Genomic DNA, 13,105 nt, shown 5'->3' with positions numbered 1-13,105 from the left:
AACTACTTGCATCGGCTCGGGAGAGCGATGTCAAGCCGGGCGATGACGACCGCAGGCCGCCCCGCCCGGGTGGATCCGGGCGGGGCGGCCTGCGGTAGGGTGCTTTCCGGAGGGAAAAGGTGGCGTGCGGTGTCCGCGCCCGTGTCGTTGACGGCGACGGGCGATGGGCGGCCACGGTCGAGGACGGTGACGTGATGGCGGCGGACGGATCGGGGGCGGCCCCGGGCGGAAGGGCGCCCGACGTCGCGGAGTTGGAGGACGCGCTCTCCCTCCTCCAGTGCGTCCTGGTGGCCCGGCGCGCCGCGGCCAGCCCCGAGTCGATCAACTGGCAGCAGTACGACGTGCTGGAACTGCTGCGCATCCAGGGCGCGATGACCCCCTCGCTGCTCAGCGAGTCGCTGGGGGTCTCCCGGCCGACGGTCTCCAAGTCGCTGCGGGTGCTCAAGGACCTCGGCCTGGTCGAACAGGCGGCGCTCGGCGACGACCGTCGCGAGCAGACGACCTCCCTGACGCATGAGGGTCATCTCTTCCTCTCCCGTGCCGCCAGGGGGCGTCGGGAGAACGCCCGGGCGGTGACGGGGGTGTTGACCGCGGAGGAGCAGGCGGCCTTCGCCGCGATGTGCCGCAGGGCGGCCGGGGCGGTCAAGGAACTGCTGCCGTAGGGGGTGGGCGCCGTCGCGCGGACGCGCCCGAGCGCTCGTCCGCGCGCTGTCAGCGCACCCGGCTGTAGGTGCGCACCAGCGTTCCGTTGCCGAAGGCGCGGACGGAGTCGAGCGAGAACTCGGTGACGCGGGCGTCCGAGCCGAACATCGGCATCCCGGAGCCGTAGGTCATCGGATACGTCTTGATGATCAGCTCGTCGATCTCGTCCAGCAGCTCCCCGGCGATCTGGGAGCCGCCGCACAGCCAGATGTCGAGCTCGCCGTCCTCCGCCTTCAGCTCGCGGACGCGGCCGAGCAGGTCGTCGGAGATCATCTCGACGTTGGGGTCGGGGGACTCGGTGAGGGTGCGGGAAGCGACGTACTCCCGCATGTGCCCGTAGGGGCTGGTGATGCTGATGTCGAGGGCGAGCTGATAGCTGGACCGGCCCTGGATGACGGTGTCGAAGCGTCGGCTCGGGCCGTCCAGGCCGAGGATGCGTCGACCCTCGACGGAGATCGTCTCCGGGTACTCCGTCATGAGGTAGTCGCGGAACTCGTCGTCCACGAACTTCATCATCGCGTTCGCATCTCCCGACGGGTCACCGATGAAGCCGTCGATCGAGCAGGCGATGAAGTAGGTGAGCTTGCGCAAGTGGTGTCGCCTTCCAGGGGGAGTGAGGTGATGCGGTCGGGTGCCGTTGTTCCGGCCCCCAACCACTACGTACATAGTGCTCCATGTGTAGTGGTTACGCAAGGCGTATTCCGCGGCGTCTCGTCAGCGCCCCGCCAGTGCCTCGTCGGACGGGTGGCTCCGGACGCACGAAGAGGCGCGGAGGGCTCTCCCTCCGCGCCTCTCGGCGAGCTGTGTACGGGCTACTTCGCCAGCAGCGACGAGCTCGTGGGGGACGAACTCGTGGGGCTCGGCCGCCGTCGCTCGGGCTGGAGCACCGGCACCCGGGGCAGTTGGTGCGGCAGCGAGCGGTACCACCCGTACGAGACCAGGAAGCCGAAGCCCAGGCAGAGCGCCCCGCCCACCGCGTCCAGCCAGAAGTGGTTGGCCGTGGCCACGATGACCACCAGCGTGGCCGCCGGATAGAGCAGCCCGAGCACCTTGACCCACGGCACGGACGCCAACGCGAAGATGATCACGCCGCACCACAGCGACCAGCCGATGTGCATCGACGGCATGGCCGCGTACTGGTTCGACATGTTCTTCAAGTCGCCCGACGCCATCGAGCCCCAGGTCTCGTGGACCAGGACCGTGTCGATGAAGCCCTGCCCCGTCATCAACCGAGGAGGAGCGAGCGGATACAGGTAGTAGCCGACGAGGGCGACACCGGTGGTGACGAACAGCGCCAGCCGCGCCGCCGCGTACCGCCCCGGATGCCAGCGGTACAGCCACACGAGCACGCCGATCGTGACGACGAAGTGCAGCGTGGCGTAGTAGTAGTTCATGGCCACGATCAGCCAGGTGACCGAGTTCACCGCGTGGTTGACCGAGTGCTCGAAGGCGAGCCCCAGGGACTTCTCCAGGTCCCAGATCCAGTCCGCGTTCCGCAGCGCCTGGGACTTCTGCTCCGGCACGGCGTTGCGGATCAGCGAGTACGTCCAGTAACTCACCGCGATCAGCAGCACTTCGAACCAGATTCTGGGGCGGCGCGGAGACCGCAGGTCCTTGAACCGCGCGAACCGCGAACGCGGCGATCCGACGGCCTCGTCCGCCATGGGTGACGGGGTGGCCGGCCGGCCTTCCAGTGTCTTCACGGTTGTTTCACCCATGGGACGAAAGTCTGCCAGATGCGCACCCACGCACCGATCATCCCCCGGTCCCGTTCCGGGCGCACGCGCTCCCCCTCAGGGACGAGACGGAGGAGGTGACCGGGGGTGAGGGCGCCCTGGTCAGAGGCGCCCACCGGAATCGGGCGCCGAGGCGGCCGATGCGGTGGAACCCCGTACGACCAGCTCGGGCATGAAGACGAACTCACTGTACGCAGCCGAAACGGAACCACGAGGGGCAGGCGGAAGGTTTCCCTGGATCTCCTCCAGCAACGTGCGCACCGCGGCCTGCCCCATCGCCGGCACCGGTTTGCGGACGGTCGTCAGCGGCGGATCCGTGAAGGCGATCAGTGGGGAGTCGTCGAAGCCGACGACGGAGACGTCGTCCGGCACTTCGAGCCCCCGCTGCCGGGCCGCCCGGATCGCCCCCAGCGCCATCATGTCGCTGGCGCACACCACGGCCGTGCACCCCCGGTCCATCAGCGCCGACGCCGCGGCCTGACCGCCCTCCAGGGTGTAGAGCGAGTGCTGCACCAGCTCGGTGGTGATCGTCTCGGTGGCCAGCCCGAGCTGCTCCTGGACGACCTCGATGAACCCCTCGATCTTCCGGATCACCGGGACGAACCGCTGTGGCCCGAGCGCCAGCCCGATCCTGGTGTGCCCCAGCGAGACGAGATGGGTCACCGCCAGTCGCATCGCCGCCCGGTCGTCCGGTGAGATGAAGGGGGCCTGCACCTTGGGGGAGTACCCGTCGACGAGGACGAAGGGGACCCCTTGGGCGCGCAGCTGCTCGTACCGCCCCATGTCGGCGGTGGTGTCGGCGTGCAGCCCGGAGACGAAGATGATGCCCGAGACCCCCCGGTCCACCAGCATCTCCGTGAGTTCGTCCTCGGTCGAACCGCCCGGTGTCTGGGTCGCCAGCACCGGGGTGTAGCCCTGGCGGGTCAGCGCTTGGCCGATGACCTGGGCCAGGGCGGGGAATATCGGATTCTCCAACTCCGGGGTGATCAGGCCGACGAGCCCGGCGCTGCGCTGACGCAGCCGCACCGGGCGCTCGTAGCCGAGGACGTCGAGTGCGGCGAGGACGGACTGGCGGGTGGTCGCGGCGACTCCGGGCTTTCCGTTGAGGACGCGGCTCACCGTCGCTTCGCTGACCCCCGCCTGGGCAGCTATGTCGGCCAGTCGTGCGGGTGCGGTCACGGGATGGGACTGTACCGGGCGCATCTCAGACTGCCCACCACACGCATGTCTCGCCCGGCAGGCGCACCGCGCCGCCGCCGAACTCCAACGCCCCCGAGGAGAGCACCGGCCGCCCCGGGACCGGCAGCTCGACCTCCTCCGCGAGGGTGTTCAACGTGCAGACCACGCCCGGTCGGGAGAAGACCAGCACCCCTTCGGGCGCCGGCAGCCACTCCAGGGCGCCGTCCCCGAGGCCCGGCAGCTCCTTGCGCAGCGCCAGCGCGGAGCGGTACAGCTCCAGCGTCGACCGCGGGTCGCCCGTCTGTGCCTCGACGGAGAGGCCGGCCCACGCCGCGGGCTGCGGCAGCCAGCTCGCGCCGGGCCCGAAGCCGTACGGCGCGGCCGTGCCCGACCAGGGGATGGGCACCCGACAGCCGTCCCGCAGCCCGTCCTGACCGTCGCCCCGGAAGAAGGCCGGGTCCTGACGCACCCCGTCCGGCAGGTCCGAGACCTCCGGCAGCCCCAGCTCCTCGCCCTGGTACAGATACGCGGACCCGGGCAGCGCCAGCGTCAGCAGCGCCGCCGCGCGGGCGCGCCGCAGCCCCTGCGCATCGCCGCCGTACCGCGTGGTGTGGCGGACCACGTCGTGGTTGGAGAGGACCCAGGTGGTGGGCGCGCCGACGGAGGCGGTCGCCGCCAGGGAGGAGTCGATCACCTGCCGCATCGCGGCGGCTTCCCACGCGCAGGTGAGGAACTGGAAGTTGAACGCCTGGTGCAGTTCGTCCGGGCGCACGTAGAGCGCGAGGCGCTCGGAGGTCGGCGCCCACGCCTCGGCGACGCCGATGCGCTGCCCCTCGTACCCGTCCAGCAGCAGCCGCCAGGAGCGGTGGATCTCGTGCACCCCGTCCTGGTCGAAGAAGGGCAGCACCTGTGCGCCGATCATCTTGGCCTGCTCGCGCAGCCCGATGTCCGGCAGGCCCTCCGCCTTCACCATGCCGTGCGCCACGTCGATGCGGAAGCCGTCCACGCCCAGGTCCAGCCAGAAGCGCAGGATCGACTCGAACTCCTCGCGCACCGCGGGGTGTTCCCAGTTGAGGTCGGGCTGCTCGGGGGCGAACAGGTGCAGATACCAGTCGCCGGCGTCGGTGCGGGTCCAGGCCGGGCCGCCGAAGACCGACTCCCAGTCGTTTGGCGGGAGGTCGCCGTCGGGGCCGCGGCCGGGACGGAAGTGGTACAGCGCGCGCTCGGGGGCGTCCGGGCCGCCCTCGACGGCCGCGCGGAACCAGACGTGCTGGTCGGAGGTGTGGTTGGGCACGATGTCGACGATCACGCGCAGTCCGAGCCGGTGCGCCTCGCGGACCAGGTCGTCGGCGTCCGACAACTCGCCGAACAGCGGGTCGACGGAGCGGTAGTCCGCGACGTCGTAGCCGCCGTCGGCCTGGGGGGAGGCGTAGAAGGGGGTGAGCCAGACGGCGTCCACGCCGAGGTCCGCGAGGTGCGGCAGGCGCTCGCGCACGCCGCGCAGATCGCCGATGCCGTCGCCGTCGCTGTCGGCGAACGAGCGCACGTACACCTGGTAGATGACGGCGTCCCGCCACCAGCCCGCCGAGGGCGCGGCGGACTGGTCACGGAGGGTGGGAGCGAGCTCCTGGGTCATGTACTTTCCCTTGAAAGTCGTCACAAACAGTGTCGTGCGGGTATGTGCTGATGTCTGCGGTCGTCTGCTCTTGTCTGCTGGCTTCTGCGGTGGTGTGGGCACGTCTGCGCCGTCATGGACAGGGATGTTCTGCCCCGTCGGCCGGTGCTCAACGCGCCGTTCGCCGTTCTGGCGTGGATACGCCAGCAGTCCCGCCAGCAGTCCCACCAGCGGTCCGCCGGCGCCTCAGCCCTTGGTGCCGCCGGCGGTCAGCCCGGCCACCAGGTGCCGCTGCGCGAAGAAGAACAACAGCCCGGCCGGGAGCATGATCAGCACCGAGGACGCGGTCATCAGACCCCACTCGGCGCGGTGCGGACCGACGAACGTCTGGAGGCCCACGGCCAGCGTGTACTTGCCCTCGCTGCTCAGGAAGGACGTCGCGAACGCCACCTCGCTCCACGCGGTCAGGAAGGTGTAGAAGGCCGTCACCGCGAGCCCCGGCCGGGCCAGCGGCACGATCAGCCGCCAGAAGGTGCCGAAGGGGGTGAGCCCGTCCATCCGCCCCGCCTCGTCGATCTCGGTCGGGATGGTGTCGAAGTACCCCTTGAGCATCCACGCGCAGAACGGCACGGACACCGAGCAGTACGTGACGATCAGACCGCCGTAGCTGTCGAGCAGCCTCAGCTCGCCGAGGATGTTGTACAGCGGCACGATCAGCACGGCCACCGGGAACATCTGGCACACCAGGAAGGTCCACATCAGCGACCGGTGCCCGGGGAAGCGCAGCCGGGAGACCGCGTAGCCGGCGCTGGCCGCGATCAACACGCCCACCAGCATCGTCCCGCCGGCGATCAGCACCGAGTTCAGGAACCAGGTCGCGAACTCCGTCCCGCCCAGCAGGTGCCGGTAGTTGGCGAGGGTGAAGCCCTCCAGCTCCATCGGGTGCGTCCAGCCGTTCTCGCCGCGGATCGAGACGAGCACGATGAAGACGACGGGGAAGAGCGCGATGACGCTGGCGGTGACCAGGGTGGCGTGCAGGGCGACGGACGCGCCGCGCGAGCGCTCGTCGCGCCCGCGCACCCGCCGCACCGGCGCGGCGGCCTCGACCGCCTTCGGCTCGACCCGTACGGGCGGGGACTTCTCGACGGCACTCACTTGGCGGCCTCCTGACGGTTGAGCATGCCGCGGTAGAACACGGAGAACACCAGGAGCAGCGAGAGGATCACGATGCCGTACGCCGCCGACCCGGCGTAGTCCCGCACGCCCTGGAAGGCGAGGCGGTACGCGTAGGTCACCAGGATCTCGCTCTCCGTACCGCCCGCCTGCCCGATGACCAGGTAGATGATCGGGAACATGTTGAAGGTCCAGATGGTGCCCAGCAGGACCACGGTGGTGCTGACGGGCTTGAGGCCGGGCAGCGTCACGTGCACGAACCGCTGCCAGGGCGATGCGCCGTCCATCTCGGCGGCCTCGTGCAGCTCCCGCGGGATCGACTGGAGCCCGCCGAGGATGGCGACCATCATGAACGGCACCCCGAGCCAGGTGTTCACCGCGATGACGGAGAGCTTCTGTACGAAGGGGTCGCCGAGCCAGTCGACGGGGGCGACGCCCACCTTGCCGAGCAGGGCGTTGAACACCCCGTTGTCGGTGTTGTACATCAGCTTCCACGCGAACGCGGCGACGAACGCGGGCACCGCCCACGGCAGCACCAGCAGCACCCGGTACGCCGACCGGCCGCGCATGCGCCGGTTGAGCAGCAGGGCGAGCCCGAGCCCGATCCCGTAGTGCAGCAGCACGCAGCTCAGCGTCCACAGCACGGTCCACGTCAGCCGCGGGTAGAAGGACCCCTCCTGGCCGGAGAGGATGTTCCAGTAGTTGTCGAGGCCGACGAAGGAGTACGAGGACGGCACCTCGAAGTCGCCGATGGTGCGGCCGATGTTGGCCTCGTTGGCGTCGGTGAACGACAGGTAGATCCCGCGGCCCAGCGGATAGCCGATGAGCACGCCGAGGACGATCACCACCGGCAGGACCATGGCCCACGCGTACCAGTGGGTGGTGAAGGACCGTCTGGTCCTGACTATGAGGGTGCTCATCTTTCTCCGTACGTCCCTGGGTGCGGCGGCGAGGTATCCGAGCAGCGCCCTAGTTCGTCTTGTAGTCCTTCAGGAGCTTGGTGTTCCACTCCTTGGCGAGCGCGTCCAGCCCTTCCTTGGGAGAGGCGTCGCCGCGCAGCACCTTCACGTAGTGCTGGTCGAAGGCGACGAACAGGTCACCGACGCCGGGGATCACCGGGCGGGACCGGGCGATGGAGAGCGCCTGCTGGAACGCCTTCTTCGCCGGGTCCGCGGTGACCTCCGCGGTGTACGCGGACTTCCGCGTCGGGAGCGTGTTGATCTCCTTGGCGGTCAGTTCCTGGCTCTTGGCCGACGCCATGAACTTCACGAACAGGTACGCCGCGTCCTTGTTCTTCGAGCCCCGGTAGACGGAGTAGTTGTGGCCGCCGATGGGCGCCGCGGCCTTGCCCGAGGGGCCGGCGGGGACGTTGGCGATGCCGAGGTTGTCCTTGTTCTTGAACGCCTTGCCGCTGTAGTCGTCGGAGACCGACCACGGCCCGTTGATCACCATGGCGACCTTGCCGTCCTTGAAGGACGTCTGGGCGGCGACGTACCCGTCCGTGCTGGCGGGCTTGAGCGCCACGTCGGGCTGCGCCAGCTTGAGCGCGGTCTCCATGCCCTTGACGGCCTCGGGGCTGTTGACGGTGATCTTCTTGGCGTCCACGTCGAGCATGTCCGCGCCCTCGCCGTACAGGAACGGCAGGGAGAAGTAGCCCTCGGGGTTCAGCTGGGTGCCGGTGACCCCGGTCTTGTCCTTGACGGTCTTCGCGGTGGCGATGAACTCGTCCCAGGTGGCCGGGGGCTTGCTGATCCCGGCCTTGGCGAAGACCTCCTTGTTGTACAGGAGCGCCAGGGTGTCGGTGACCTGGGGGACGCCCACGGTCTGGCCCTGCCACTTGGCCGTGGACAGCGGCCCGGGCAGGAAGTCGTCGACGCCGTCGAGCGCGGGCGTGCCGTCCAGCGGCTGGAGGTAGCCGAGGTTCGCGAAGCCGGCCGACCAGCCGACGTCGGTGCGGATCACGTCGGGCGCGCCCTTGCCGTTCTGGGCCGCGGTCTTGAACTTCTGCTCGGCCTGGTCGAAGGAGACCGAGGTGCGGTTCACCTTGATCTTCGGGTACTCCTTCTGGAACTGGGCCACGAGCTTGTCGTACGTCGGCCCCTCGGCCTCGTTCGACGTGTCCCACCAGGTGATCGAGCCGGAGACGCCCTGGGGGTCCTCGGCCGCCTTCTTGCCGCTGCTGTCGCCGGAACCGCCGCCGTCGCTGCCGCCGCACGCGGTCAGGGTCAGCGCCAGTACGCCCGCTATCGCGGTGGCCGTCATGCCCTTGCGCATCGTGAACTCCTCATTGAGGTCAGGACCTGCCAGTCCTCAACGGGCCTGGCTGCTGCGGCGTGAAGCTAACAGTCCTGCAAGAGTTTGCGAAAGACCTTGCAGAAAGAAAAGGGATCCGATGTCCAGGTCGTAACCTCCCCGTGTCCTACAGATTTCGTGGTCGTGGCACGGGGGTTGACCGTCCTTCAGGGCGTCTTCTACGGTCTGCTGCCAGGCGGGGCGGTGGAGTTGTTGCAAGAAGCGACAAGTTCTTGCATAAAAGTTGCGAAGACTTCCAGGAGGAGACATGCCCCGCAGCAGACCCCTGTCCGCCCTGCTCGCCCTCGCCGCAGCGGCTTCGTTCGCCCTCGCGTCCTCCGCCCCCGCCGCGCAGGCGGCACCGCCCGGCCCCAAGGACGTCACCGCCGTCCTCTTCGAGTGGCGCTTCGACGCCGTCGCCCGCGCCTGCACCGAGCAACTCGGCCCCGCGGGCTACGGCTTCGTCCAGGTCTCGCCGCCCCAGGAGCACATCAGGGGCGCGCAGTGGTGGACCTCGTACCAGCCCGTCAGCTACGAGATCGCCGGTCGGCTCGGTGACCGCGCCGCCTTCGCCGCCATGGTCAACACCTGCCGCACCGCCGGCGTGAAGGTCGTCGTGGACGCCGTCGTCAACCACATGGCGGCGGGCGACGGCACCGGCACCGGCGGCTCCCGCTACACCAAGTACGACTACCCCGGCATCTACTCCGGCTTCGACTTCGACGACTGCCGCCACCCCATCAGCAACTACCGCGACCGCTGGCACGTCCAGTCGTGCGAGCTGGTCGGCCTCGCCGACCTCGACACCGGCGAGGAGTACGTCCGCGGGCGCATCGCCGGCTACCTCAACGACCTGCTCTCCCTCGGCGTCGAAGGGTTCCGCATCGACGCCGCCAAGCACGTGCCCGCCGCCGACCTCGCGAACATCAAGTCCCGGCTCACCAAACCGGACGCCTACTGGAAGCAGGAGACCATCCACGGCGACGGCGAGGCCGTCCGGCCCGCCGAGTACCTCGGCAACGGCGACGTCCAGGAGTTCCGCTACGCCCGGGACCTGAAGCGGGTGTTCCAGCAGGAGAACCTGGCGTACCTGAAGAACTACGGCGAGGGCTGGGGCTACCTGGAGTCCGGCAAGGCGGCCGTCTTCGTCGACAACCACGACACCGAACGCGGCGGCGACACCCTCTCGTACAAGGACGGCGCCGCCTACACCCTCGCCTCCGTCTTCATGCTCGCCTGGCCCTACGGCGCACCCGACGTGCACTCCGGCTACGAGTTCACCGACCGCGACGCCGGACCGCCGAACGACGGCGCGGTACGGGCCTGCTGGAGCGACGGGTGGAAGTGCCAGCACGCGTGGCCCGAGATCGCCTCCATGGTGGCCCTGCGCAACACCGCCCGCGGCGAGCCGGTGACCCACTGGTGGGACGACGGCGGCGACCGGATCGCCTTCGGCCGCGGCAGCAAGGCGTACGTCGCCATCAACCACCAGGGCACGCCCCTGACCAGGACCTTCCAGACGTCCCTTGCGCCCGGCACGTACTGCGACGTGCAGACGAAGCGGCCGGTGAACGTGAACGGGTCCGGGCAGTTCACCGCCACCCTGGCGCCGTCCACCGCGCTCGCCCTGCACACCGGCGCCCGCACCTGCACCTGAGCGACGCCCGCCCCCGAAGACACCCCGCACCAGCCAAGGAGAAGTGACACGTGGTCCGCAACGGACGGACACGACGCGGCGTCGTCGCCCTCGTCGCCGCGCTCACGGTCGGGCTGCTGCCCGGTGCGCCGGCGCTCGCCGACACCCCGAGCCCCGCCCCGGCGGGCGCCCCCGCGCTCGACCTCCGCAGGGCCGAAGCCCAGTGGATCGACCGCACCACCGTCGTGTGGAAGGTCGCGGCGACGGGCGCGACCAGCGAACAGTTGGTGTACGCGACCGGGCGGCCGGTCTCCCCAGCGGGCGGCGACCGCGGCGACGACGGCCGCCGCCTGCGGCTGGAGCCCACCGCCCTCACCGACGCCCAGAAGACGAAGTACCCGCACCTCAAGGACCTGCCGGCGTTCGCCGTCGACGCCCGTGACGCCCGCCGGGCCCCCGCGGCCCTGCGCGGCCACCTGGTCGCCACCCAACGCGACGCCTCCGGGGCGCTGCTGGCCGCGACCGGGGTGCAGACCGCGGGCGTCCTCGACGACCTGTACGCGGCGAAGGCCACCGAGGCCGCCCTCGGACCGGTCTTCACCCGGCGGGGCGTCACCCTCTCCGTGTGGGCGCCCACCGCCACCACCGTCTCCCTCGACCTCGACGGCCGGGCCGTGCCGATGCGCCGCGACCACGCCTCCGGCGTCTGGTCGGCGACCGGTCCGCGCTCCTGGGCCGGCAAGCCGTACCGCTACCGCGTCACGGTCTTCGCCCCCGGCGTCCAGCGGACCGTGGTCAACGAGGTCACCGACCCGTACTCCACCGCCCTGACCGCCGACTCCCGCCGCAGCCTGGTCGTCGACCTCAAGGACCCCGAGCTGGCGCCCGTCGGCTGGGGCACGCTGCGCAAGCCGCCCGCGGTGCCGCTGCGCAACGCCCAGATCCAGGAGCTGCACGTCCGGGACTTCTCCGTGGCGGACCCCACCGCCGACCACCCCGGCACCTACCGTGCCTTCGCCGACCGCGACTCGGCCGGCACCCGGCACCTGAAGGCGCTGGCCGCCAGCGGCACCTCCTACGTCCACCTGCTGCCCGTCTTCGACATCGGCACGATCTCCGAGCGCCGGCAGGACCAGCAGCAACCGCCCTGCGACCTCACCGCGTACCCGCCCGACTCCGCCGAACAGCAGGCGTGCATCGCGAAGACGGCAGCCAAGGACGCGTACAACTGGGGGTACGACCCGCTGCACTTCACCGTGCCGGAGGGCTCGTACGCCACCGACCCGAACGGCACCCGCCGCACCGTCGAGTTCCGCGAGATGGTCGCCGCCCTGAGCGCCAACGGGCTGCGCACCGTGCTGGACGTGGTCTACAACCACACCGTCGCCAGCGGCCAGGACGACAAGTCCGTCCTCGACCAGATCGTGCCCGGCTACTACCAGCGGCTGCTCGCCGACGGCAGCGTGGCCACCTCCACCTGCTGCGCCAACACCGCGCCGGAGCACGCGATGATGGGCAAGCTGGTGGTGGACTCCGTCGTCACCTGGGCGAAGGAGTACAAGGTCGACGGCTTCCGCTTCGACCTGATGGGCCACCACCCCAAGGCCAACGTGCTCGCCGTCCGCAAGGCCCTGGACGCGCTGACCCCGGCCCGCGACGGCGTCGACGGGAAGAAGGTCCTGCTGTACGGGGAGGGCTGGAACTTCGGCGAGGTCGCCGACGACGCCCGCTTCGTCCAGGCCACCCAGAAGCACATGGCCGGCACCGGGATCGCCACCTTCTCCGACCGGGCGCGGGACGCGATCCGCGGCGGCGGCCCCTTCGACGACGACCCCGGAGTCCAGGGCTTCGCCTCCGGGCTGTTCACCGACCCCAACCCGGCCGCCGACAACGGCACCCCCGCGCAGCAGCGCGCCCGGCTGCTGCACCACCAGGACCTGATCAAGGTCGGGCTGACGGGCAACCTGGCCTCGTACGCCTTCACCGACACCCGCGGACGCACCGTGCGCGGCCGGGAGGTGGACTACAACGGCGCCCCGGCCGGGTACGCGGCGGTGCCCGGCGACGCCGTCGCCTACTCCGACGCCCACGACAACGAGACGCTGTACGACGCCCTCGCCTTCAAGCTGCCGCGCACCACGTCCGCGGACGACCGGGCCCGGATGCAGGTGGTGGCGCTGGCCGCGTCGCTGCTGTCGCAGGGCCCGACGCTCTCCCAGGCGGGCACCGACCTGCTGCGCTCCAAGTCGCTGGACCGCAACTCGTACGACAGCGGCGACTGGTACAACGCCATCCGGTGGGACTGCCGGGAGGGCAACGGCTTCGGCCGCGGACTGCCGCCGGCCGCCGACAACCGGGGCAAGTGGGACCGCGCCCGGCCGCTGTTGGCCACGCCCGGGATCACGGCGGGCTGTCCGCAGATCGGGGCCGCGTCCGCCGCCTACCGCGACCTGCTCGCGATCCGCACCGCCGAGCCGGCGTTCAGCCGGGCCACCGCCGAGCAGGTGCAGGAGTCGGTCTCCTTCCCGCTGTCCGGGCCGGCCGAGACGCCCGGAGTGATCACGATGAAGGCGGGTGACCTCGTCGTCGTCTTCAACGCGACGCCCGAGCGGCAGACGCAGCAGGTGCCGTCCCTCGCGGGCGCCGAGTACCGGCTGCACCCCGTCCAGGCGCAGGGCTCCGACCGTACGACGGCCACCTCGTCGTACGGGCGGGGGGCGGGCTCCTTCACCGTCCCGGCGCGCACGGTGGCGGTCTTCACCAGCAGCTGAA

General features: G+C 70.4%; 9 protein-coding genes and 1 pseudogene. 3 read left to right on the top strand and 7 right to left on the bottom strand.

Translation table 11 applies throughout. The features are described 5' to 3' along the window. Window positions 1-194 precede the first annotated feature (194 nt). Window positions 195-662 carry a MarR family transcriptional regulator gene (locus AB0E05_RS20605; RefSeq protein WP_361965423.1) on the top strand — a complete coding sequence of 156 codons (468 nt, stop codon included), beginning with the start codon at window positions 195-197 and terminating at the stop codon, window positions 660-662. Window positions 663-711: 49 nt separating this feature from the next. Here the strand turns inward: AB0E05_RS20605 and AB0E05_RS20600 are convergent, their stop codons facing one another. The 7 genes from AB0E05_RS20600 to AB0E05_RS20570 form a co-directional block, all read right to left on the bottom strand. After that, on the bottom strand, window positions 712-1,293 hold the full coding sequence (locus tag AB0E05_RS20600; protein WP_361965421.1) for a dihydrofolate reductase family protein: 582 nt from the start codon (window positions 1,291-1,293) through the stop codon (window positions 712-714). 221 nt (window positions 1,294-1,514) lie between these two features. After that, window positions 1,515-2,420 (bottom strand): phosphatase PAP2 family protein, encoded by a 906-nt coding sequence (locus AB0E05_RS20595; RefSeq protein ID WP_361965418.1) that lies wholly within the window; start codon window positions 2,418-2,420, stop codon window positions 1,515-1,517. 120 nt (window positions 2,421-2,540) lie between these two features. Continuing rightward, entirely contained in the window at window positions 2,541-3,641 is a 1,101-nt protein-coding gene (locus tag AB0E05_RS20590) for a LacI family DNA-binding transcriptional regulator (protein WP_361965416.1), read from the bottom strand. A gap of 1 nt (window position 3,642) precedes the next feature. Continuing rightward, on the bottom strand, window positions 3,643-5,253 hold the full coding sequence (locus AB0E05_RS20585) for a glycoside hydrolase family 13 protein (protein WP_361965414.1): 1,611 nt from the start codon (window positions 5,251-5,253) through the stop codon (window positions 3,643-3,645). A gap of 225 nt (window positions 5,254-5,478) precedes the next feature. Then, window positions 5,479-6,321, bottom strand: a complete 843-nt coding sequence (locus tag AB0E05_RS20580) for a carbohydrate ABC transporter permease (protein WP_361965488.1) — start codon at window positions 6,319-6,321, stop codon at window positions 5,479-5,481. A 62-nt stretch (window positions 6,322-6,383) separates the two neighbouring features. After that, a complete protein-coding gene (locus AB0E05_RS20575; RefSeq protein WP_361965412.1) occupies window positions 6,384-7,325 on the bottom strand; it encodes a sugar ABC transporter permease in 942 nt (313 codons plus the stop codon). Window positions 7,326-7,374: 49 nt separating this feature from the next. Continuing rightward, complete coding sequence (locus tag AB0E05_RS20570; RefSeq protein WP_361965410.1) at window positions 7,375-8,679, bottom strand: extracellular solute-binding protein; 1,305 nt, start codon at window positions 8,677-8,679, stop codon at window positions 7,375-7,377. Between the two features lie 286 nt (window positions 8,680-8,965). Here AB0E05_RS20570 and AB0E05_RS20565 point away from each other — a divergent pair. Both AB0E05_RS20565 and pulA read left to right on the top strand, forming a co-directional pair. Then, window positions 8,966-10,348: pseudogene (locus tag AB0E05_RS20565) on the top strand (alpha-amylase family protein); the annotation flags it as partial. Between the two features lie 56 nt (window positions 10,349-10,404). Continuing rightward, the gene (gene pulA, locus AB0E05_RS20560) at window positions 10,405-13,104 is read left to right on the top strand and encodes a pullulanase-type alpha-1,6-glucosidase (protein WP_361965408.1); all 2,700 of its coding nucleotides are present in this window, start codon (window positions 10,405-10,407) and stop codon (window positions 13,102-13,104) included. The last annotated feature ends 1 nt before the right edge of the window (window position 13,105 follow it).

It is taken from the genome of Streptomyces sp. NPDC048057, assembly GCF_040653095.1.
GTDB lineage: Bacteria > Actinomycetota > Actinomycetes > Streptomycetales > Streptomycetaceae > Streptomyces.
Note: the sequence above shows the minus strand (reverse complement) of the source record. Positions and strands in the feature narration are given on the sequence as shown.